The sequence below is a fragment of the Chryseobacterium sp. DZ-32 genome, from assembly GCF_059587025.1.
The window spans coordinates 1-24,277 of the sequence record NZ_JCAIOM010000030.1 but is presented as its reverse complement, the minus strand read 5'-3'; the positions used below and the strand labels follow the sequence as shown (position 1 = coordinate 24,277).

General features: G+C 37.5%; 13 protein-coding genes. 10 read left to right on the top strand and 3 right to left on the bottom strand.

All coding sequences use genetic code 11. The features are described 5' to 3' along the window. Positions 1-2,889, bottom strand: coding sequence for a SusC/RagA family TonB-linked outer membrane protein (locus AC59HC_RS22275; protein WP_496559396.1), 2,889 nt, complete (start codon positions 2,887-2,889; stop codon positions 1-3). 395 nt (positions 2,890-3,284) lie between these two features. Between AC59HC_RS22275 and AC59HC_RS22270 the strand changes: the two genes are divergently transcribed. The 10 genes from AC59HC_RS22270 (at position 3,285) to AC59HC_RS22225 (ending at position 18,765) form a co-directional block, all read left to right on the top strand. Then, positions 3,285-4,079 (top strand): SDR family oxidoreductase, encoded by a 795-nt coding sequence (locus tag AC59HC_RS22270; protein WP_496559395.1) that lies wholly within the window; start codon positions 3,285-3,287, stop codon positions 4,077-4,079. 122 nt (positions 4,080-4,201) lie between these two features. Beyond that, positions 4,202-5,806, top strand: coding sequence for an autotransporter assembly complex protein TamA (locus tag AC59HC_RS22265; RefSeq protein WP_120232918.1), 1,605 nt, complete (start codon positions 4,202-4,204; stop codon positions 5,804-5,806). Positions 5,807-6,124: 318 nt separating this feature from the next. Next, entirely contained in the window at positions 6,125-9,283 is a 3,159-nt protein-coding gene (locus AC59HC_RS22260; RefSeq protein WP_496559394.1) for a SusC/RagA family TonB-linked outer membrane protein, read from the top strand. 20 nt (positions 9,284-9,303) lie between these two features. Next, positions 9,304-10,824: a SusD/RagB family nutrient-binding outer membrane lipoprotein gene (locus AC59HC_RS22255; RefSeq protein WP_496559393.1), complete on the top strand. Its 1,521-nt coding sequence runs from the start codon at positions 9,304-9,306 to the stop codon at positions 10,822-10,824. An 82-nt stretch (positions 10,825-10,906) separates the two neighbouring features. Then, complete coding sequence (locus AC59HC_RS22250; protein ID WP_496559392.1) at positions 10,907-13,252, top strand: phosphocholine-specific phospholipase C; 2,346 nt, start codon at positions 10,907-10,909, stop codon at positions 13,250-13,252. A gap of 173 nt (positions 13,253-13,425) precedes the next feature. Continuing rightward, positions 13,426-14,004: a hypothetical protein gene (locus AC59HC_RS22245; RefSeq protein WP_496559391.1), complete on the top strand. Its 579-nt coding sequence runs from the start codon at positions 13,426-13,428 to the stop codon at positions 14,002-14,004. Positions 14,005-14,109: 105 nt separating this feature from the next. Next, positions 14,110-14,910 carry a WxL protein host-binding domain-containing protein gene (locus AC59HC_RS22240; RefSeq protein ID WP_496559390.1) on the top strand — a complete coding sequence of 267 codons (801 nt, stop codon included), beginning with the start codon at positions 14,110-14,112 and terminating at the stop codon, positions 14,908-14,910. Then, entirely contained in the window at positions 14,903-17,656 is a 2,754-nt protein-coding gene (locus AC59HC_RS22235) for a COG1470 family protein (protein WP_496559389.1), read from the top strand. Before AC59HC_RS22240 ends, AC59HC_RS22235 begins: the two co-directional genes overlap by 8 nt. Then, positions 17,653-18,186, top strand: coding sequence for a hypothetical protein (locus AC59HC_RS22230; protein ID WP_137905644.1), 534 nt, complete (start codon positions 17,653-17,655; stop codon positions 18,184-18,186). The genes AC59HC_RS22235 and AC59HC_RS22230 overlap by 4 nt, the downstream gene beginning before the upstream one ends. A 9-nt stretch (positions 18,187-18,195) precedes the next feature. Then, positions 18,196-18,765: a hypothetical protein gene (locus AC59HC_RS22225; RefSeq protein WP_202841621.1), complete on the top strand. Its 570-nt coding sequence runs from the start codon at positions 18,196-18,198 to the stop codon at positions 18,763-18,765. A gap of 139 nt (positions 18,766-18,904) precedes the next feature. Here AC59HC_RS22225 and AC59HC_RS22220 read toward each other — a convergent pair whose 3' ends face one another. Beyond that, complete coding sequence (locus AC59HC_RS22220) at positions 18,905-20,800, bottom strand: SusD/RagB family nutrient-binding outer membrane lipoprotein (RefSeq protein ID WP_496559388.1); 1,896 nt, start codon at positions 20,798-20,800, stop codon at positions 18,905-18,907. A gap of 15 nt (positions 20,801-20,815) precedes the next feature. Next, entirely contained in the window at positions 20,816-23,713 is a 2,898-nt protein-coding gene (locus AC59HC_RS22215; RefSeq protein WP_496559387.1) for a SusC/RagA family TonB-linked outer membrane protein, read from the bottom strand. Positions 23,714-24,277: the final 564 nt, after the last annotated feature.

The following is a 24,277-nucleotide window of genomic DNA, read 5'->3' as shown; positions in this document are numbered from 1 at the left end:
TTATAATCCGATCTCTACTCCGAAGATGAATGAGCGTGCCTGAGGATATCTTCCGGTATCTACTCCGTAAGAGTTCATTCCTACTTCAGGATCAAATCCTGTATATTTCGTTATGGTAAACAGGTTGTTGGTGGTTACATACACTCTCACTTTGTTTACATCCAGTTTATGGTACAATTCTTTTGGTAATGAATACCCGATGGTAAGGTTTTTCAGCCTTAAGTAAGATCCGTCTTCCACGTAGAAATCTGATACTTTGGAATAATTGCCGCTTGGGTCACCGTGTACCAGTCTTGGGATATCGGTATTCGTATTCTGAGGCGTCCATGCATTCAGGATATCTCTGTCCATATTATAATTCTGTCCCGTTCCACCCGGATTCAACGAAATAAACTTCATTCCGTTGAAAATTTTATTTCCGTAAACGCCCTGGAAGAATAAATTCAGATCAAAGTTTTTCCAGGTCATATTGTATGAAAAGCCATAGGAGAACTTAGGATATGGACTTCCAAGATTAACAAAATCATTATTATTAAGCACTCCGGTATTTCCTTCCTTTTTCAGGAATTTGATATCTCCCGGCTTGGCATTGGGCTGGATAAGATTTCCGTTGGCATCTTTATAATTGTTGATTTCTTCCTGAGTCTGGAAAATCCCTCCGGTCTTATAACCATAGAAGGAATACAGAGGATCGCCTACTTTCACCCGGGTTGGCTTCAATACACCTCTTACTCCGTTATCATTGATGAAGATCTCATCCACATTGGCAAGCTGCTTCACCGTATTTTTTAGTTGACTCATCGTAGCTCCTATTGAGAACGTGAAATCACCTGAAACTACTTTGTTATAATTGATTCCCAATTCGTACCCTTTATCCTGGAATAATCCCGCATTCACATACTGATTATTGTACGTTGCCGTACTTGGCAAGCTTACGTTGAAGATCTGATCTTTGGAATTCTTCACAAAGTAATCGAACTGTAAAGAAAGGCTGTTGTGAAGGAATGAAGCATCTACCCCAAAGTTGGTCTGCTCAGACTTCCCCCATTTCAGGTCCGGATTCGGACGTGTGGTGGCATAATAAGCAATATTCTGGGAAGGATCCTGTCCGAAAATCACATTATTATCTCTCGTCATCAAAGGATTCACTGCCTGAGGTGAAATTCCTCCAAGATTACCCAAAATACCGTAGCTTCCTCTTAATTTCAGACTTGAAAGCCATGAGATATCTTTCATAAAGTTTTCTTTCGAAACCACCCAGGCACCGGAAACGGCATAGTAGTTAGCAAATCTGTTTTGTTTCGCTACCAGTGAAGAGCCATCACGCCTTCCCAATAAACTTACAATATACTTTCCGGCATAGTCGTAATTTACTCTCGCCAGATAAGAAACCAAAGACTGTTTGAATCTGTAACTGGAAACATCTTTATTGGTATCCGCAGCGTTCTGAAGGTGCTGGAAAACCTCAGCTTCACTTCTGAAATCATATGATTTTGCCACAAAACCCTCATCAATTGTTTTCTGGAAAGTAAAACCTCCAAGGAAATCGAAATTATGCTGTCCTGCTGAGATTTTATACGTTAACAATTGTTCTGCAAGCGCTGTTGAAGAATTATTGGATTGGTATTCCAGATTATTGGTATCAAAAATTTTCCCAATCTCAAGGACTCTGTATGTAAAGTTTTTTACATCCCCCAGCTTAAAAGTCTGTGAGAAATTGGAACGAAATTTTAAATCTTTCGCCAGTGTAATTTCAGCATAAGGGTTGATTAAAATTTCGTGGGTAGGATTTCTGATGCTGATTCTTTTAAGATAAGCAACAGGATTGATCATATCTCCGTAACCACCTGCCACATCAATCGGCAGTCCTGAAAAAGCACCACTTGGTGTATATACCGGAACATTGGGCGGATAGTACATAGCCGCCACCAAAGCACCTGTATAACCACTTTTGGTATCGGCTGTATTGCCGTCAGAGTAATTATAGTACATATTTTCTCCGATCGTCAGCCAGTCTTTTACTTTATGTTCAGAATTGACTCTGAAATTGTATCGTTTTGCCTGAGTATTCAGTAAAATCCCCTCAAGGCTTCTGTGGTTCATGCCTACAAAATATCTGGATTTCTCACTTCCTCCACTAAGATTAATATTGTATTCCTGAATAGTTCCTGTTCTGAAAATTTCTTTCATCCAGTCTGTTCTGGTAATTCTTCCGTCCGGATATTGATTAGGATTAAAAGCAGTTGGCAGACTTCCCAGTTTCCCCGCATTTTCATAGGCTTTGTACATCACATCCTGAAATTCTGCCGCATTCAGGGATTCTTTCAGCCTCCATGCCTGGTTTACGCCGTACTTAACATCAAAATCTACTGTTAGATTTCCTTTCTTCCCTTTTTTAGTGGTAATAAGAATAACCCCTCCGGAAGATCTTGCTCCATAAATGGCCGCAGATGCATCTTTAAGTACAGAAATATCCTGAATATCATTCGGATTGATAGAGGGTGTTCCATTGAAAACCACTCCATCCACAACATAAAGAGGAGTTTCTCCATTGATTCCTCCCAGACCACGAATATTGACCTTCGGTGCTCCGTTAGGATCTCCACCTTCGTTCACTACAGTTACTCCGGGAGCTTTCCCCTGAAGAACTTCTCCTACTCCAGACAAAGATCTGGAAGTTAGCTTATCCAACAAAGCCTCCGAAACGGCTCCGGAAACTTTACTTTTTTTCTGTGTTCCGTATCCGACAACAACAATCTCGTCGATGGATTTTTCTTTTAAGCTGTCTTTTTTCTGAGCGAGGAACACCGGTGAAGCCGATATTGCACCAATAAGTAATACCCTTCCCGTTAAGTAAGTTACGGATACAGGGATTTTAAATACATTCATGATCTCCTTTTTGATTAGGTGCAAAATTAGATCAGTCTGCTTCCATGCCTCATTAAGGTTTTCTTATGTTTTTATTAAGAAATTTTGGCTTTTTTCAGACACCACCTACCACAAAATAAAACTAAACATCTGTTTTCCAGAAACATATGTAATTAAAAGTAATCATTCCTCCGATGAGGAATAATGAATTAATATTAAGTTTTTCTTAAATTTATTATCAAACCGGGACAATAAATGAAGACTCATTAAAAATTATTTCAGAAATAATAAATAACTGAGTTCATTTTTCTTTTTTTACATTTGCTGAAAATAGATTTTACTTTTGAACACAGACTATTAAAAACGTCTCACTGGTATCAGAAGAAAATAAAAACATTAAAAATCATACGAATTCAATGACCATCATTATAACAGGAACCTCATCAGGAATCGGGTTTGCATTGGCAGAATATTTTGGTAAAAAAGGACATAAAGTATACGGATTAAGCCGAAAACATACAGAAAGCCAATACTTCAAATCTATCCCAACTGATGTGACAGACAATACTGCAGTTCAAAATGCTGTAGCAGAGGTTTTAAAAACAGAAAGCAAAATCGATGTTCTGATCAACAATGCCGGAATGGGAATGGTAGGAGCCGTGGAAGATTCTACGAAAGAAGATATTCTGAAGCTTTTCAGCCTGAATCTTGCCGGACCTGTACAGATGATGAGTGCCGTTCTTCCGAACATGCGTGAGCACAAATTTGGAAAAATCATCAATGTTTCCAGTATCGGAAGTGAAATGGGACTTCCTTTCCGTGGATTTTATTCGGCTTCCAAATCCGCATTGGATAAAGTAACGGAAGCGATGAGATATGAAGTTTACCCATGGAATATTGATGTATGCTCTCTGCATCTGGGAGATATTAAAACCAATATTGCAGACAACAGAGTCATTGCACAGGTCTCCCAGCCTTATAAAAATGTTTTTGACAAAGTATATGCGCTGATGAATTCTCACGTGAATGACGGAACAGAGCCTTCGGAAGTCGCAGAATACATTGAAAAACTTTTAGCAAAAAATAAATGGAAAGCGCATTATTATTTTGGTAAATTCGGACAGAAAATCGGGGTTCCTTTGAAATGGATTCTTCCGCAGGGAACTTATGAGAATTTGATGAAGAAGTATAATAAACTGGATAAAAATTAGTTGATTGATAAGGCGCATTGTCATTCTGAACACTGACTGAAAGTCTGCGAACGTAGTTCAGAAATGCAGTGAAGAATCTTTTGTATTTTATAGAGATTCCTTTTCATATTCAGAAGAATAAATTGAAATTACTTTTAAAAATATTTTTTGTACTGTTCTGCGTTTTTACACAAGCGCAGAAGAAGCAGTATTGGCTGATTGATACGGAAACCAAGGTCAGGAAAAAAGTAAAAGATTCTACTTCAGCTGTAAAATTTCTGGATTCATTAGCGCAGAGTAATTATTTCTTCACTCAACTGAAAGACGTAAAAGTAAAAGGTGACAGCACGGAAATTTTCTACGATAAAGGAAAGAATTTCAATGAAACATATGTCAACCTTACAGATTCTCTTGTTCAGAAATTAAAAATCCAGAAAGATTTTTTCACTAAAAATTTAGACTCCACCAAGAAAAGTATCAACAAAACTTATATTGATGAAGGATATTCTTTCAGCAGAATCAAATCTAAATACAAAGGTCAGAAAAACGGTTATCCAATCGTAGAACTTGACATCAACAAGAATGATAAAAGAACAATCAACGGATTCGTAGTAAAAGGATACGAAAAAGTTCCCAAAAGATTCATCAAAAACCTTGAAAAGGAATTTAAAGGTAAAAACTATGATGACAAAAACCTTTTAGCCATCAACAAAACCTTTCAGAGCCATCCTTTTCTGACCCTTGAACGGCAGCCTCAGACTTTATTTACAAAAGATTCCACCAGTATTTACCTGTTTCTGGAAAAGAAAAAGACAAATACCTTCGATGGGGTAATCGGTTTCGGGAATGATAAAACCTCCAAGTTTACCTTAAACGGGACAATGAATGTCAATTTCAGGAATATGTTCAATGGTTTTGAAACTGTGAATTTATACTGGCAGAGAAACCCGGACAAAGGACAGACTTTTGATCTTAGAGTAGATATTCCATACCTTTTCAAATCAAATGTAGGGATGGATACGAAGGTAAATATCTACCGACAGGATTCTACGTTTGCCAATGTAAAGTTCCTTCCTGCTTTCTATTACCATATCAATAACAGGAATAAAATCGGTCTAAGGGCAACTTTGGAAACCTCTACTATTATTGATACCTTATACGTTCAGGGAAAAGATTACAATAAAAAAGGGATCGGGATATGGTATGAAATGACTGAGCCTACAGATATTGACCTTTTTCTTTATAAAACAAGGATCAATGCCGGATATGATTTCTTAACAACCACTTATTCAAAAGATAATATTAAAGCCAATCAAAATCAGTTTTATTTCTTTGGAGAACATAATTATCATATTTCAGGAAATCACTTTCTGAACATCAAAGCGGAGGGCGCCATGATGGATTCTAAAATAGAATTCTCTGCCAATGAATTATACCGTTTTGGGGGCTGGAATTCCATGCGGGGATTCAATGAAAACTCCCTCGCCGCCGACTTTTATTATTATGGAAGTCTGGAGTACCGGTACCTTATCGGTAACCAGGCCTTCTTTGATGTCTTTGGACAATATGGGCAGCTTAATAATAAATCTTTAAATGTAAAACCCAAGCTCTACAGTGTCGGGCTCGGTTTCAATTTCTTCATTCCTATCGGTTTGATGAGCTTCCAGCTGTCCAATGGTAATGAATTTGGAAATCCTTTTAAGTTTAATGATATTAAAATCCATTGGGGAATTCTGAGCAGGTTTTAGAAATAGAAAGGAAGAGGGAAGCTGGAGGCTGGATGTTATCGAAGTCACAGTTTTACTATCCTATTATTAGAAAGGTTTTTCTTCAAAAATTATTACTGAGGGCTTCAAGAAGTTGGCAACACCACAATAACTTCCATTTTCCCTCTTCCAGCTTCCTAACTATATTTATATAATAAAGCAAAAGTCCCTATACAAAGGACATTTTTCATTTTACTTATTTATTAATTCTTATTGTTAAAAAATATTAAATCGTATTTTTATTTTAATACATCATTAAAGTACAGGTAACAGTGCACTGCTAAATTTGCCTTCAAAAAAATGAAGAAAACTCTAGCCACTTTTGCCGTTTTTTTACTTCCTCTTTATTTTTCCGCACAGGAAATCAATATTTCAGGAAATGTAAAATCAGAAAACGGTTCTAGTGTTTCCGGTGTGAACATCACCGACAAAAACACAGGAAAGACTGCTACTACAGATGAAAATGGTAATTTCACTATTTCTGCAAACCCAAAAGACATTCTTGAATTTTTTGCTCCTGATTTTTCCGTTTATACCGTTGAGGTTTCTTCCAAAAAACAGTATTCCGTTGTCTTAAAAAAGCAAAACGAAAAACAGATTGAAAGTGTTGTGATTACCGCATTAGGTATTGCCAAAAAGAAGGAAAAAATCGGATATGCTACTCAGGAAGTGGGAACGAAACAGTTTGAAACCATTACTACACCGAGTATCGGGAACTTATTTTCCGGACAGGTTGCTGGTCTGAATGTTTCCAATCCAACGGGAATGCAGCAGGCCCCACAGTTTACATTGAGAGGAAACTCCAATCTCGTTTTTGTCATTGATGGTGTGATTGTGGAAAAAGAGGTTTTCCAGAATTTAGACCCTAACAATATTGAAAACATCAACGTCCTGAAAGGTGCTACCGCTTCTGCTTTATATGGTTCAAGAGGTCGTTACGGAGCTGTTTTGATCACCACAAAAAATGCGAAGAAGAAGGGATTCTCTGTTGAATTCTCCCAAAATACGATGATCACAGGAGGCTTTACCAATCTCCCGAAAACCCAGACTGAATACGGTAACGGTTCCCACGGAAAATATGAATTCTGGGACGGAGCTGATGGCGGGGTGAATGACGGAGATATGATCTGGGGACCCAAATTCGTTCCGGGTTTACAGATTGCACAGTGGAACAGCCCCATCAGAGATAAAGTAACAGGGCAGGTCGTTCCGTGGTATGGAGCTGTAACAGGAACTCAGTATGATGATAAATCAAGGTATGAAAGAGTTCCGATTGACTGGAAGTACCACGATAACTTAAATACTTTTTTAAAACCTGCAGTTATCAACAATAATAACTTTGCGATCAGCTACAGGAACAACAAAGACGTATACAGATTCTCGGGGAATTTCATGAATTATGATGACAGGGTTCCGAATTCATACCTTCAGAAATACGGAATCAACTTCTCTTCTGAAAACCATCTTGGTGAGAAGTTAATCTTTGATACAAAATTCAACTTCAATCAGGCCTTCACCCCTAATATTCCCAACTACGATTACAACCCAAGCGGACATATGTACACCATCCTGATCTGGATGGGAGGCGATGTAGACGGAAAGGCTCTGAAAAATCACATGTGGATTCCCGGAAAGGAAGGAAGAGCTCAGGCCAACTGGAACTATGCCTGGTACAACAACCCATGGTTCGGAGCTGAGTATTATAAAAATCAGAACAGAACCGATATTATCAATGCACAGACAGGCTTAGAGTATAAAGCAACACAGGATCTATCGGTAAAAGGGAAAATATCTCTTGTGGAAAACCACAGCAAAACGGAAATTTTGAGCCCTTATTCTTACTTCAATTATAGTGCGCCGAGAAGCGGAGGATATATTCTGAAAGATAATAAAACATGGAACCTGAACTATGATGTTTTAGCCACCTATAAGAAAAAAATATCTGAAAACTTTGATTTTACGATCAATGCCGGAGGTTCCGCCTTCTATTATAAAAACAACAACAATGAAAGGTCTACGGACGGATTAAAAATTCCTGAAGTGTATACTTTCGAAAACTCTATCGGAGCGCTGAAAAATTATACGTACCTGAAGGAAAAACTGATTTACAGTGCTTATTCTACCATTGATATCGGATTGTATAATGCTTTCTTCATCAATATTTCCGGGCGTAATGACTGGTCTTCCACACTGCCTAAAGCCAACAGGTCTTACTTCTATCCTTCTGCTTCCATCAGTGCGGTTATTTCAAACCTGGTAAAATTGCCGGAATCTATTAATCTGTTGAAGCTTTCCGCTTCCTGGGCAAAAGTAGCCTATGATTTCCAGCCTTATTCCATCAGAAATTATTACCTGAATAATCAGGGAATCACATTCAACGGAAATCCGACTTATTATTATCCAACGACCCTGAATGTGGAAAACTCTTTGAAGCCCGAGCAGACAAAATCTTATGAATTAGGGGTAAGCGCAGGTTTTCTGAATAACAGGATTACTTTAGATGCTACTTATTTCAGAACATTGGATTATAATAATATTCTTCAGTTCCCTGCCGCTGAATCATCCGGTTTCACCTCACAATATGTAAACGGGAATGAATATACCACAAAAGGTTTTGAAATCACTCTTGGTATGGTTCCGGTAAAAACAGCTGATTTCAGTTGGAAAACCTTAATCAACTGGAGTACTTATGAGCAAAAGCTGACTTCTATTTATGATAATATGCCCAACTACCAGAACATTAAGTTAGGGGAAAGAATGGACAGCTATTATGATTATACCTGGCAAAAGTCTCCGAACGGGAAAGTCATTCTTGATGCCAATTCAGGAATGCCGACAAGAGCTAATGCTCCGACTAACTTAGGACACTTCAATCCGGACTGGACTTTCGGTTTCAATAACTCCTTTAAATATAAAAAATTCACTTTAAATATCGGAATTGACGGAAGCATTGGAGGGATAATGAGATCGCAGGTAGTAGAAAAAATGTGGTGGGGTGGAAAACATCCTAATTCTATAGCGTACAGAGATCTTGAATACGCGAATCCGGGAACCTATTATTTTGTACCGGATGGAGTCAATTATAATCCTGCAACCGGTCTTTATACTCCGCACACGAAAGCCATCAGCTTCCAGGACTGGGCACAGAATTATCCATATCAGGCAAGAGTAACGCAGGATGAAAGTGAAGAATTTGCCAACGTTTTCGACAGAACCTTCGTTAAGCTGAGATCGGTAGTGCTGGAATACGATTTCTCTTCATTACTGAATCCGAAAGGAATGGTAAAAGGTTTCACGGCCAATATTTCTGCTTATAATTTAGCCATGTGGAAAAAATCAAAGAACCTTTACTCCGATCCTGATTTCCAGATCAGATCAGGGAGAAGCGGAGATGTCGCTAATGATATTCAGGATCCGTCCAGCAGATGGTTTGGAATCGGTTTTAATCTTAAGTTTTAACTAAAAAGTACGTCAAGACAATGAAAAATACTATAAACAAAATGAAAGCGCAAAAAGGTAAAACGGCAAAATGGCTGATGAAATCTCTGTTTGCCGCGGGATTGCTTACCTTGGCTTCATGCGAATCCAACCTTGATACCATCAATGAAAATCCTAATGACCAGGCCAGCATTGATCCTAAATATCTTTTGACCTACGTAGAAAAATACACTTTCCAGGTAAATGGAGATAATATGTATGCCTCAAGGATGATGATTGGTACCGATGGTGAAAATTCATATCAGTATATGAAATGGAATGATGCTTCTTTTGAAGTTTATACCAAAGGGTTGTTAAATACAGGGAAGATGATGCAGGAAGCAGAGAAAAGAGGAAATAAAAATTATCTGGCCATCGGAAAATTCTTGAGAGCCTATCATTTCTTCAATATCAGTTTAAAAGTCGGAAGCGCTCCTTATTCTGAAGCAGCCAAAGGTGAATCCGGAATTACACAGCCTAAATATGATTCACAGGAAGCCATCATGTTCGGAATTTTATCAGAGCTCAAAGAAGCCAATGATCTCATTAATACCACCGATAAAATTGAAGGGGATATTGTCTACAACGGAGACGCTTTAAAGTGGAAAAAACTGATCAACTCCTTCCGCCTGAAAATTCTTATTACTTTATCTAAAAAAACTACAGTAGGCAATTATAATATTGCTACAGAATTTGCTTCCATTGCAGGAAGCCAATCTATCATGACTTCCATTGCTGATAACGGTGAACTTAAGTTTGCTGATGCTGCAGACAGCCGATACAACATGTTTAACAACAGTGGATATGGTTCCAGTTTGTATATGGCAGATTATTTTATCAATATGTTCAAAGACAGGCATGATCCGCGTCTGTTCACCTTTGCGGCACAAACTACCGGAGCAAAGGAAGCCGGAAAAGCAATTACAGATTATACAGGATATAACGGAGGAAATCCTACTTCTCCCTATTCTGATAATGCTGCTTTGATCACTGCAAAAAATATTTCTAAAGTAAACGACCGTTTTTATAAAGACCCTACTAACGAACCTGCTTCTGTATTAAGTTATTCAGAACTTGAGTTTATCCTGGCTGAAGCTGCAGCCAGAGGATGGATTTCCGGATCTGCCAAAACACATTACGACAATGCTGTTAAGGCAAGTTTCAATTTTTATCAGACTTATGTAAAAAATCCGGGACAATATTTCTCAGGCTTTGATGTAAACCAATATCTTGCAACTCCTTTGGTAGTGTATAATGATGCTGATCCTTTACAGACACAGCTTGAAAAGATCATGACTCAAAAATACATGACGATGTTCCATCAGGCACAATGGACTTCTTATTATGATTATCTGAGAACTGGTTATCCAAATTATCCTTTAAAAACAGGAGTTCCGGCGCCTTTCAGGTTCAGATATCCGCAATCTGAATATAATTACAACAGCAATAATTTAAAAGCTGCTTTAAACGCTCAGTACGGAGGAAATGATAATATCAACTCCAAACCCTGGTGGTTACAATAAAAATCTGATTAATTTTATATAAAACAAAGAAACCGCAGGAAAATCCTATTAACTTGCGGTTTCTTTCTTATTACGATTGAACATGAACAGAAGAGAATTTTTAGAAAAATCAAGTCTTTTATTAGCGGGATTAGGAACGTCAGGAGTTCTGCATCCTTCCATTTTGAAAGCTTTAGCCATTGATCCGGCTGCCCAGTCTACATTTTATGATGCAGAACATGTTGTGATCCTGATGCAGGAGAACCGTTCATTTGATCATGCTTTTGGCGCTCTTAAGGGAGTAAGGGGCTTTCTGGATAAAAGAGCTTTTATAAAACAGGATGGACATTCCGTTTTTTTCCAAAAAAATGACGAAGGGAAATATGCTTCTCCCGCCCGCCTGGATTTAAGAAATACAAAATCTACCTGGATGAGCTCTTTGCCTCATTCATGGGCAGATCAGCAGAAAGCGCTGAACAAAGGGAAATTCGATCAGTGGCTTCAGGCAAAAGCCTCAGGAAATAAAGATTATAAAAATATTCCGCTGACATTAGGATATTACAACCGTGAAGACCTTCCGTTTTATTATCAGCTGGCAGATGCATTTACCATATTCGACCAGTATTTCTGCTCTTCACTCACCGGAACAACTCCCAACAGGCTATTCCTTTGGTCCGGAACATTAAGGGAGCAGCAAAATGGAAAAGTAAAAGCCAATGTTGTTAATGAAAACATTGATTATGATAAAGCAAGACAGGCCAAATGGAAAACCTTCCCTGAGATTTTGGAAGAACAGAATGTTTCATGGAGAATTTATCAGAACGAAATCAGTCTTCCAAAAGGAATGTCCGGCGAGCAAGAGGCCTGGTTAAGTAATTTTACTGATAACCCGATTGAGTGGTTTTCAAGATTCAATGTTAAGTTTTCAAAAGGATATTATGAAAATATTCCCAATATCATAAACTATCTGAAAAAGGAAATTGAAAAAAATCCTGATCAGAAAAAAAGACTGGAAGCCATGCTGGCTGAAGTTCAGGAAGATCAGGTGAAGTACCATCCTGACAATTATTCAAAACTTTCAAATGAAGAGAAAAACCTTCACGAAAAAGCTTTTACCACCAATGTAAATGATCCTGATTACTGGAAACTGGAGATCGGAAAAGATGAAAATGGAGAAAGGCTCGTAGTTCCTGAAGGCGATGTATTATTCCAGTTCCGTAAAGATGTGGAAGAGAAAAAGCTTCCATTGGTTTCATGGCTGGTAGCTCCGGAACATTTTTCTGATCATCCGGGATCACCATGGTACGGAGCCTGGTATATTTCTGAGGTTTTGAATATTCTCACCAAAGATCCTGAAACCTGGAAAAAAACAATTTTCATCATCAATTACGATGAAAATGACGGGTATTTTGATCATGTACTTCCTTTTGCCCCACCAGTGAATCCAAGCCAGCCCGTAGATATGAACGGAAAAGAAGGGGTAGAATATGTGGATAAAACTCAGGAATATATGAGCTCTCCTTCTTTGAAAAGCTATGAAAAAGTAGAAGGAACTGTCGGATTGGGTTACAGAGTCCCTATGATCATCGCTTCTCCCTGGACGAAAGGAGGTTTTGTCAATTCTGAAGTATCGGATCACACGTCTGTCCTGCAGTTTTTGGAAAAATTCATTATGAAGAAATTCAAAAAGGATGTCCGTGTAGAAAATATCAGTGACTGGAGAAGAGCGATATGTGGAGATCTTACATCAGCTTTCAATTCTTCCAGCGTGAAAGTTCCTCAGATGGATTATCTTGATCAGAAGGATTATGCTAAAACCATCAATGCAGCCAAAAATAAACCGGTTCCCAACCTGAAATGGTATTCTGAAAATGAACTGAATGAAAGTTTACTTGATATTCAGGAAAGAGGACTGAAACCTTCCAACCCATTGCCTTATCATTTCCATGTCAATCTGGAAGGGGAACAGATAAAAATGACCAATTTAAAAGAGAACGGCGTTCCGCTTTTAGTATATGACAGAACTCAATTCGATAATAATAATTATCATTTTTCATATGCTTTGTATGCAAAGCAGACGCTATCCCATACTGTGCATCCGGGAGCTTATGATTATGAAATTTTCGGCCCCAATGGCTTTTTCAGAAAATTTAAAGGAAATAAAACTGCAGAAACAGAGGTAATCTTGACGAATATGCCCTCAAAAAATCAGATTGAATTAATCATCAGAAATCATAAAAAGGAAAATTTTTCCATCCGTCTGGAAGATCTTTATACAAGAAGCGAAAGAACAGTTTCTGTACAAAAAACGGAAGAAAAAATCATTATTGATCTTGATAAATATAAAGGCTGGTATGATTTGAAGCTAAAATTAAACGATCATCTGTGGCACTTTGCCGGAAGAATAGAAACCGGAAAAGTTTCCGTTTCTGATCCGCATTGGGCTTAAAAACGCTTATAATATTGATAAAATACTGCACAACTTTGTGCAGTATTTTTTTTGAGTCATTTCACCTTATAATGCATTACATATGAGAAATAAACAGTTATAAAAAAATTGTGGTATATTTTTTTCAAAAGATGTTGAATTTTATTATCTTCACTTTACTAATTAACAGTGTCATGAAAAAACTAAATTTAACTATTGCAGCGTCTTTATTTGCGTTTGCTCTATGCGGGAATCTGAGTGCCCAAGATCTCGCTACAGATAACCATACGGTTACCATTTCTATTCCCGAAGTTGCATTGGTAGATATTGAGCCATCAGCAACAAAAAATATTACCCTTGGATTTACAGCACCTACTGAAGCAGGAAATCCCATTATTCCAGCTGCAGCCAACACGACTTTGTGGCTTAATTATTCTTCTATCAAATCTGTGGCAGACCCTACCCGTAACGTAAGCGTAAAAATGAACGCTATCATTCCTGGAGTAGATCTTAATATAACGGCGGCGGCGGCCACCGGAGCAGGAGCAGGTACATTGGGAACTTCCGCAGGACTGCTTACATTAACTGGTACTGACCAGACAATTATTTCCGGTATTGGAAGCGCTTATACAGGAAATGGAGCTAATAACGGTCACAATCTTACCTATGCAATCGCTGCAGGAAGTGGTCCTGGAGGGGTAGCCGCATATGCAGATTTACAGGCTACAGCTACTGTTGCTGCTACCGTTACGTATACGATATCAGACAATTAGAATTTAATTTAAATTCAATTTCGCGTTTCAAAAAACAAGAAGAAGTTGTTATTCAGTTTCTTCGTGGCTTTGTATTATTAATGATTTAACTCCAAACTTTACACAATGATAAAGCGTATCCTTCTTTTGATCACTCTGATTTTGCAGTTCAGCTTTTTACATGCCGGTATTGTGATTCTCAACGGACTTACGCATTCTTACAAAATAGAAAACGGAAAGGTTTATAAAGGAAAAGTTGCCATTGAAAACACGGGCAGCAATCCTCAAAGTGTAAAAATATTTTTACAGGATTATACCTACCATGCGGACGGAACGATCAATTATACAGCATTACGTACCAATAAACGAAGTAACGGAGAGTGGCTGAAACTCAACACTAATCTTGTTACCCTTAAAGGTAAAGAAAAGACTGAGATCTTCTATGAAATAACCATTCCCAATCAGGCAATGGATCCGGGAAGCTATTGGAGTGTGATTATTGTAGAGCCGGTAGAAGAGATAAAACCCAGCGACGGTAAGCCGGGAGTAAGTATCACTTCTGTTATACGATATGCCATTCAGGTAATTACAGATTTTGAAACAGAAAAGGCCCAACCGGACCTTAAGTTTGAAAGTGTAAAGGTGGAAAAACAGGAAGGAAAACAAACGGCAAAGATAGCAATAGCCAATAATGGTAATCTTTACTGTAAACCGACTGCTTCCATAGAAATCTATAACCAAAAAACGGGTGAGAAGGTGGGAACTTATTCAAGTTTAACAATGGGGCTGTTACCCGACACCTCCAAAACATTTTACATTGACATTAGTAAAGTACCCCCTGATAAATACAAAGCAGCTATTATAGCCACCGATGAAGAAGAGAATGCTTTTGCACTCAATGTGGAATTAGAAGTAAAGAATGATTAGAACTTGGACTTTATTTATTATCATATCACTATTCCCGGTATTTATTTTTTCCCAAGAGCAACCCAACAGGTTGATCAGTAAAAAAGATAGTTTATTGCCGGGAATGTCTACTTCTATTCCCTTCACATTCGAAAATAATTCGAAGGAAACCAAAACATATGATATTTCAGTTGTCACATCAAGTTCCTCAATCAATCCTATTCTGGCAAAAGGAGAATTTCAGATTCTTCCGTATGAAACATCAGTATATCTGGTTCCATTACGTGTCGGAACAGAAACAGGACAGGGTACTTATTCTGTAACCCTGAACATTACAGATCGTAGTAATGGAACAGCTTTTACAAAAAATTCAAAAATCGTAGTTTCCGGAAACAGAAAGCTTTTGGTAACGGCTTTAAATACCCCTGAATTTGTAAGAGCAGGAGAAACAATCCGTGCTTCTTTCCTTTTGAAAAATAATGGTAATGTTACAGAAAACATTTTTCTTGAAAGTAAAAATGCCGTAGTTGATAACGAGTCATCCCTTGTTCTTGCCCCCAATGAATCAAAAATTATTACGATTCACAAAGTAACAAGTCCTGAACTTGCTCAAAATGAATTTCAAAACCTAAATCTTTCGGTACACCCGAAGAGTCGTCCCAAAGAAATTCAGGATGTCTACGCAACTACTCAGGTAATTTCAGTAAAGCCATCTGAAAACGATATTTATCACAGACTTCCTGTTGCCCTCTCCCTATCTTTTATCGGAATGCAGAATATGGGAGTTTATCACGATGGTTTTCAGGGTGAAATCTATGGTAAAGGAACACTGGACAAGAATAATAAAAACCAGATTGAATTTAGAGCAGTTACTCACAATCCTGTAGAACTCAATACATTTACTCAATATGAAGAATATTTTGTGAATTATAAACGGAACAATCTTTCTATTCATTTAGGTGATAAAACCTACTCTTCATCCTATCTTACAGAATTTGCAAGATATGGGCGCGGGGCAGAAATTCGCTATGATTTTAATAAAATAAGCTTTGGGGGATTCTACAATCATCCCAGATTCTTCAGAGATATTAAAGATGAATTTAATATGTATTCAGCTTTTAAAATCCGGAAAGAGTCCGAAATTTCTGTGGGCTATCTCTACAAAACCCCGAGGAAGGAAGAAATCAGATTTGGAGATGTAAGACTTGATTCAGATGCTCATCTACCATATGCTAAAGGAAAATTCAAAGTGTCAAAAAATATCAATCTTTCCGGAGAACTGGCATATAGTACAACGAAGAACACTGATGGAACAGCTTATTTATTACAGGCAGAAGCTGTATTTAAAAAATTAAACGGAAGTCTGATGTATATGAGAGCCAGCCCTGATTTTGCCGGATATTTCACCAATACCAATACCTTTAACGGTAATATTTATTATAATATCACCAAAAAAATCAGCGTATTTGCCAATTATATGCAGGATGCCAAAAATTTCCAGAGAGATACATTGCTACTGGCCGCCCCGTACAGAAAGTATTTTCAATATGGAGTGCAATACAAATATATTCCTACTGGTTTCATCATCCTGAATAATGGATATCAAACTTATAAAGACCGTTTGGAACCAAAGCAGTTTGATTACTATGAACGTTACTTCAAGGTGAGTATTAATCAGCAAATAGGAGTTTTCCAGGTCAATCTGGATGGACAATTCGGTAAAACAGATAATTATATGACTGGATTTAGTGGAAATTCCAGTTTTTATTCTGCGAATCTTTCATTTCAAAAATTCAGTACCTCATTTAACATCTTCGGAAGTTATGCTATAAGCTCAAGATATCAGCTTCAAAACCAGAGAAATTTTTATTACGGAGCGAGAATCTTCAGCAAGTTTTCTGATAAGACCAGCTTAAGTATCTTTTATCAGAACAATTACATGCCAGAGGAATATTTTAAAGACAGAAATCTGTTTGAGCTTCTTTTTCATCAACAGCTGTTTCAGGGGAACGAACTTGATCTTTCCGGAAGGTATTCACTACAAAGAGGGGAAATCGGAGATAAAGATTTTATATTTTCCATGCGCTATACCTGGCGCCCCAACGTTCCTGTACAAAAAATTGCCGAGTATATTTCACTGTCCGGAAATGTCAGCAGCTTAGGATTAAAAAAAACAGAAGGAATAAGACTAATACTTGGAAGTTATCTGTCTGTTACGGATAAGGATGGAAATTATATGTTTAAAAATGTTGTTCCCGGCAACTATTTTCTTGAAATAGACCGTTCCACGACAGAAATCAATGATATTCCAACCCAGACTTTTCCTGCAGCGCTTTCATTACTCAATAAGGAAAATACATTTAATTTCGGATTAACAACAGCGGCGACTGTTCAGGGGCATGTTAAGTTCCTGGAAACCGGAGATAAAGATCAAAATGATTTTGGCCAGCTGCCATCTGCTAAAGGAAAGAAGAAAAAAGAAAGTATTATTGTGGAAGCTACCAATAACGATCAGACTTACCGTAAAGTATGCAACATAGGAGAAGATTTTGATTTCACCTATCTGCGTCCGGGAGACTGGACTGTGAAAGTTTACCGCAATGGATTGGACAAGCGTTATAAAATTTCAACGGACAAATTTATATTTACTTTACAGCCTTCGGAAACAAAGAAAATAACAATCAATGTTGTCAAACAGCAGATAGAGATCAAATATCAAAAGGAATCCTTGAAAGTAGGATATAATGAAATAAAAAAGAAGAGATGATTCTGATCCGTACCCTATTATTAATTGCATTTTGTGTTGTATCCGGGCCAATCTATTCCCAGACCGCAAATACTACTGTTAGTCTTACATTGCCTGTAGTAACTTTAATGGACATTGAGCCTACAGGAAGTATTGTGTTAAATTTTACAGCTCCTACAGAAGCTGGAAATGCTGTTGGAGCACCGACTCCCAATACATCAAAGTGGATAAACTATACATCTGCTATTGCTTCCGGAGGACTTACAAAAAGAATTACAGCATCTGTGAATCAAGTTATTGCCGGAGTCAATATAAGGCTGCAGGCAGCTGCGGCTTCCGGAGCAGGAGGCGGAACATTGGGAACATCTGCAGGACAGGTTACCCTTACTACCACTCCTACTACCATTATTAGCGGTATTGGTGGAGCATATACTGGAAACGGGGCCAATAATGGTCATGGACTTACCATATCGCTTTCCACCAACACGTATGCCAATTTACAGGCACAAGCCAATACAGCAATTGTCATCACCTACACCATCACAGAATAAAATTAAAAAATGAAAATAGAAAGCCCGTTTTTAAAAAAACAGTTCTTAAAAAAATATCTATATATTATTGCTTTAATAGCAGGTGCTTGCCTTAAAGGGCAAACTATAAACATTGCAGGAACGAGCTGGACTGCCAGTGTACCTGCCATTACGGAGGCAGGAAGTAACTATATCGGGACCTATGAGAATCCTTCTCAGTTAACACTATCAGGCAATTTACCAGGATCTTTTCTGAATGTTCTTTCAGCCTCAGGTGCTAAAATATCCATGCAGCTTGCTCCAACGTCCTGGAACAGCTCTTTGAAACTCTATGCGAAAAGAAGTGGAGGTACTACTAAGATAAATGGACTTTGCCTGGGATGCACCGCAACAATTACTGGTGGAACGGCCAATTATATAGAAATACTTCAAGCCAGTGCCGTAACGCTATCAACTATTACTTTTACAGGATTATTAGGAATCAGCAATAGTGTAGATTACTCAGCTATTAGTGTACAATTAGAGATTAGTGGCGTTTCTGTAACAATTCCTGCGGCGGCTTATAGTACTCAGGTAGTTTTTACAATTGGAGCCAATTAAACTCCAAAGCCAATCCATATCCAACTTATCATAATTAATTGAACAATCCATTTAAAGATATATTCAGTCAATTTGTATATAAAAAAACAATCCTTTTCAAAATCAGAAAAGAATTGTTTTTTTTAGTATGTAAATTTAATTAATGTTTGGCCCACCAAAGAGGAGTCAGTACAGCATCCGTACCACCAAGTAATTGCACAGCTTTATCATATCCAGACTGATCAGTATTTCTGAAAGTACTTGGATATCTTAATCTCTGAGGGAAGTTCTGAATAGAATTCGTCATATAGTTTCCTGAGCTCAGATTAGGAAGGTTGGGCAATGGAGTTTCAATGGCGGGGTTTTCAAAAAACGGCAGCCCAAGTCTTCTCTGATCATTCCAGGATTCTAACGGTAGCCAAGGCATATTGGCAATATATTTCTGGGTAATAATCTTTGTCAGTTTATCATTTTTTACCGATCCGTTCTTATAAATGGTATTCACAGGATATTTAATTTCAACAGAAACCAAGTTCCCGGTTACAGGATCTTTATATTTCATGGTATGGCTTGCTCCCGGTTCTGTAATATGACTATAAGAAACAGAAGTACCGTCACGGTTATAATCCGTTGAAGCAATATATTGACCATAGAATTGTGAAACTCCATTATAAACAAAACTTTCCTGAATTCCTTTATTATATGCAGCTTCATCACTCATTGGAACTGTCCAGCCTTTCAATGCAGCTTCCGCCAGAAGGAAATAGGTTTCCCAGCTTGCAAAAAATATTCTTGCATTCTTACTTTCCCTGTACTGCTTACCTAAAGCCGGCATACATCCTACTACATTTCTCAAGCCGTTTCTCTGTCCTTTTACTCCCCAGTTTCCAATAGTATAGGCATTCCAGGTATTTACGGTATTTACTGTTATTTTAGAATTGTCTTCAAACGTAAGATCTCCGTGATTGGTAGTTGCCTGATTGGTATACGTGGGATACAATGAGTAAACCGGGCTTGTAAGATCCCCCGGAATATAGAATGTTTTATAGGCTCTCGGATCGATTTTATTAGGTAATCCGTCCAGCCAGTATCCTGCACTTGGGTCGTTAGTCATTGTAGTGAACTGTTGATCATATTTTATACCAATATAATCAGATGCTTTTACCTGTGTATGTTGAGCTGCTGGTAATTGGTCTGTAGAATTTACTCCTCCCAGGCCAATGTATAAATTATTAAGGGTTGCTGATAAAATCTGAGAGTTCCATTCTCTGGACATTACACCTGTCAGCGCATCCCATCCCGGTTTTTCAGCAACTTTAAAATTATCTGCACTTGTAGCGATAAACATATTTGAATTTGCCGCTGCTTCAAATTCTGTTTTTGCTTTTGAAGGATCTACTTCGGCGATTCTCATGGCAATTCTCATCCTCATAGAGTTGGCATATTTTACCCATTGAGTCCAATTAAACCCATACACCATATCATAGGCATTAGCATTGGATGGTACTCCCTGGGTTGTTTCCATTTTGGCGACTGCATCTTTCAATTCTTCCAAAATAAAATAATACACTTCTTTTTCAGAATTAAAAGTAGGATTCGTTCCCTGAAAAGCGTGAGTAGGTTGAGGTCCGAAATTATCCGAAAATTCACTCATTAAATAAGCTCTCCAGATTCTGGAAACCTGAATGACATTATCATAATAAGGTTTTCCCTGCCCGGCCGCCTTTTTTTCATTAGCCAACTGAATGGCTGCATTCGCATTATTCAGCCAATCTGAAATGTATTTCCAGTATTCGGAAGTCCAGGAATCATCGTAAGTTCCACCTGCAATTCCGGTTGTCAAATGCTGTCTCGCTGCCGTTTTCCAGTATAAAACAAAAACACGTTCTGCAATGTTAGGATCCTGCTGGGCACCGAGAATTGAGTTATTTAATAAATATTCGGGTTCTGCCTTATTAGCGTCTACGGCAAACGGGTTATTATTAATGTCTTCAAAATCATTGCATGAAGTACATAGTAAACCAATCGTAAAAAATGATAAGATATATTTTTTCATTGTTTCAGTTGTTAATTAAAAGCCTAAAGTGATTGTAAATAAGTAAGATCTTGAAGTAGGAAAAGCAAGGTTTTCAAATCCTGTAGCATTAGAATTAATTGCGAATACAGATTCCGGGTCGACTCCTTTAGCTTTACTATAGATCATCCATACGTTATTGGCCGTAAAAGCTACTTTAGCACTCTGTAAGGCTAGTTTTTGGAAAATACTTTTAGGAAAATTATATGTCAGCTGAATATTTCTTAAACGAATATTGGTAGCATCATAAATGTTTTGCTCTGTAATTCCTAAGTTTCCGGATGTTACAGCTCCCCAATAATCCTGTTGAGTAATTTCTTTGGTATTTGCTGTATAACCGCCATTTCCTTCCACTACGGCATCCAAAATCATATTATCACGTTTTCCTCCGGGTGCAGTGTCTGCAGCAAGTCCATTCGCTTGTAATGCTGCTTGTGTTGCAGAGAAAAATTTACCTCCGATTCTTCCGTCAATTAAAAATGAAAGTCCGATATTTTTATAAACAAAGCTGTTTGTAAAACCAAACAAAGCTCTCGGGGTTTGATCTCCTAAATAATATTGATCGGGCGTTGCCTGCGGTAATCCGTTTTGATCCACAATCAATTTTCCGTAATAAGGACTGCTGGTATCTTCTACTCTTAAGAATTTTGTTCCGTAAATGGCTCCGTAAGGTTTTCCTACTTCTGCGAAGAAAGCAACGTTATCAAAACCTGATAAAGGATATTTTGAAACAATCCCGTCAATTTTATCGATGTTGCTTTTTAACGTTGAAAAATTGGCATTAACATTCCATACAAAGCTTTCCTTCTTAAAGATATCCGTATTCATTACGAATTCAAACCCTTTGTTATGCAACCCTCCTGAATTAATCATCATTCTTTCATATCCGGAAAGTGGATTTATCGGAATGGCTATAAGCTGATCGGTGGCATTATTATTAAAATAACTTACATCCAGAGACACTCTGTCAAAAAACTTCATGTCTGCTCCAACTTCAAAAGTTTTAAGCTTTTCCGCATGTAAATCCGGATTAAAAAGTATCTTGTTCCTTGCAAGTACAATATGTCCGTTTGGATCAGTGGAAGCAATATATGTATTGTACAAGCTGTGAGGAGGTAAAGAGTTACCCACAATTGCGTAGGCCGCGCGAAGCTTAGCAAATGTTAAGGCATTTAAAGTAGTACCATTTAATTTTTTCAGCATATCTGTCAAAACTAATGAAGTACTCACAGAAGAATAAAAATAAGACCTGTTATTTATATTCAAAGTAGAAGACCAATCATTTCTTGCTGTAGCATTCAGAAACCAATATCCGTCATAATTAATTTCAGCAGCAGCAAATACTGAATTAATTTTTTTCCACATATCAACTTCGGTTGTTGTAACAGAAGCAAGATCACTCGTATTAGACGTACTGAAAACATTGGCAATAACGAGATTTTGTGTGGAAAAATATAATGCTTTATCCCTGCTTTCCATCATCTGTCCATAAACAGAAAGCGATCCTCCCCATTTACCAACAATATCATCTTTTTTAGCATTAAGACTTATGATATAATTATTTTCATAAAACTTTTCCTGACCGGTAGAGTAAGAATTATTACGTCTGGATCCCGTCCAAACCCTGGCATCCGTATTTAAAGAATAAAAATCCGTTCCTAATCTTACATCTGCGCTCAGCCAGTTATTAAATTGATATTTAAGATACCCGTTTAATAAAAACCTGTCTTTTTTATCAGCGTTCAATGCATTATAAGCAGTCCAATAGGGATTAATTCCATTAGAGGTTATCCAGCGCGATGTCACTCCATTTTGCATCTGCCCCTCACGATAATCTCTTATATCAACATTTTGAGGCATCAGAAGGATTGCTGGGTAGTAATTCCCGTCACCTTGCCCTGCAGAGGGTCTGTTTGTACCTTTAACACTCATATATTGAGCTTTCACCTCAGTAGTCCATCTTTTATTAGCCCCAAAATTAGAATTCATTTTCGCCATAAAATTGAACCTCTCATATTTTGAGTTCGGAATCTGGCTATTACTGCTTAAATAATTAGCAGAAGTGTACAAGCTTGATCCTTCACCAATGTTCTCCTGAAAGCTCAATGTATGCTGAGAATTAGTTCCTGTCTTAAAAAAGTTTTTTAAGTTATCGTGGACTGTCATATTTGAACCTTCAAAAGTCGGTCCCCAGGAAGTTGTATTGTCGGTCCCTTGAGGATTGACCAAACCATTACTTCCTTGTGCGAAACTATGCTGCAAATCAGGTTTCATAAAAATATTTTCAAAACCTAAGCTTGTAGAATATGTAATTCCTAATCCCCCTTTTCTTTTACCCGTTTTTGTAGTAATCAAAATAACACCGTTTCCACCTCTGGAGCCATAAAGAGCAGAAGCAGCACCACCTTTCAGAACAGAAAGACTTTCAATGTCGTCCGGATTGATATCACTTAGACCATTCCCCATATCAAGATCCGGATTCCAGAAATCGTTATTAGAATCTTTTCCATTCTGCTTAGCCTTTGATCCTAAGCTATTACTTAACGGAACTCCATCTACCACAATAAGAGGTTGATTATCTCCTGTAAACGAATTAAATCCCCGCAGGTTAATTTTGGAGGAAGAACCTGGTCCAAAACTTCCTTTAATCACTTGTAACCCGGCAACTTTTCCTGCTAACGCATTGGTAACATTATTTTCTTTGGCGTCAACAAGGGTTTGTCCTTTCACATCCTGGAAAGAATATCCAAGCGCTTTTTTTTCTTTTTTTACACCATAAGCTGTAACAACTATTTCGTCAATCTTTGACGCTTTAGTTGAATCACTTTGTGCATACAATCCACCGAAAAAGAATAAGGATTGGAGCAGTCCAACCTTAAAAATGGTTTTTTTCATAAAAATTAGATTTGGTATATATTTAACAATATCACTAGATATTTCAACAAATAAACGTAATTATCATTAAATTAATATACAATCATTAATTATTTATGCCAAATCTATTAATAAAAGCAACCAAATTATTCTAATCACAACATATTCAATCATTACTATGAGTGTAAAGCTTTTGATACTTAAATAATTAAGTAAAATTTAAAGTTAAAAGAGCTCTAGTCTGAATCTTGTACTTTGTGGGGATTGAGTTGAATAAAATAATGGATTTGTCTAGATTCCTATGGAGTGACTGTTGTAAATGATCAGCTTAAATCGTGAGTTCATATATCCCCAATCGTATCATTCCGCAGGAATCCAGCCTCCTTTATTAGAGTCTTTATGATTTTTTTAACTCAGACGGTTTGATACTGTAAAATTGTTTGATGATACTTTGTTGAGACTCCTACGGAGTGACAATTGGAGTGTATGCTGTCCAGCATAAGTAATCAATGATAGGTGATAGTTGATCAATCATAGTTGATTGATGTATCGTTTATCAATTATTACTTATTGCTTATAAGCTTA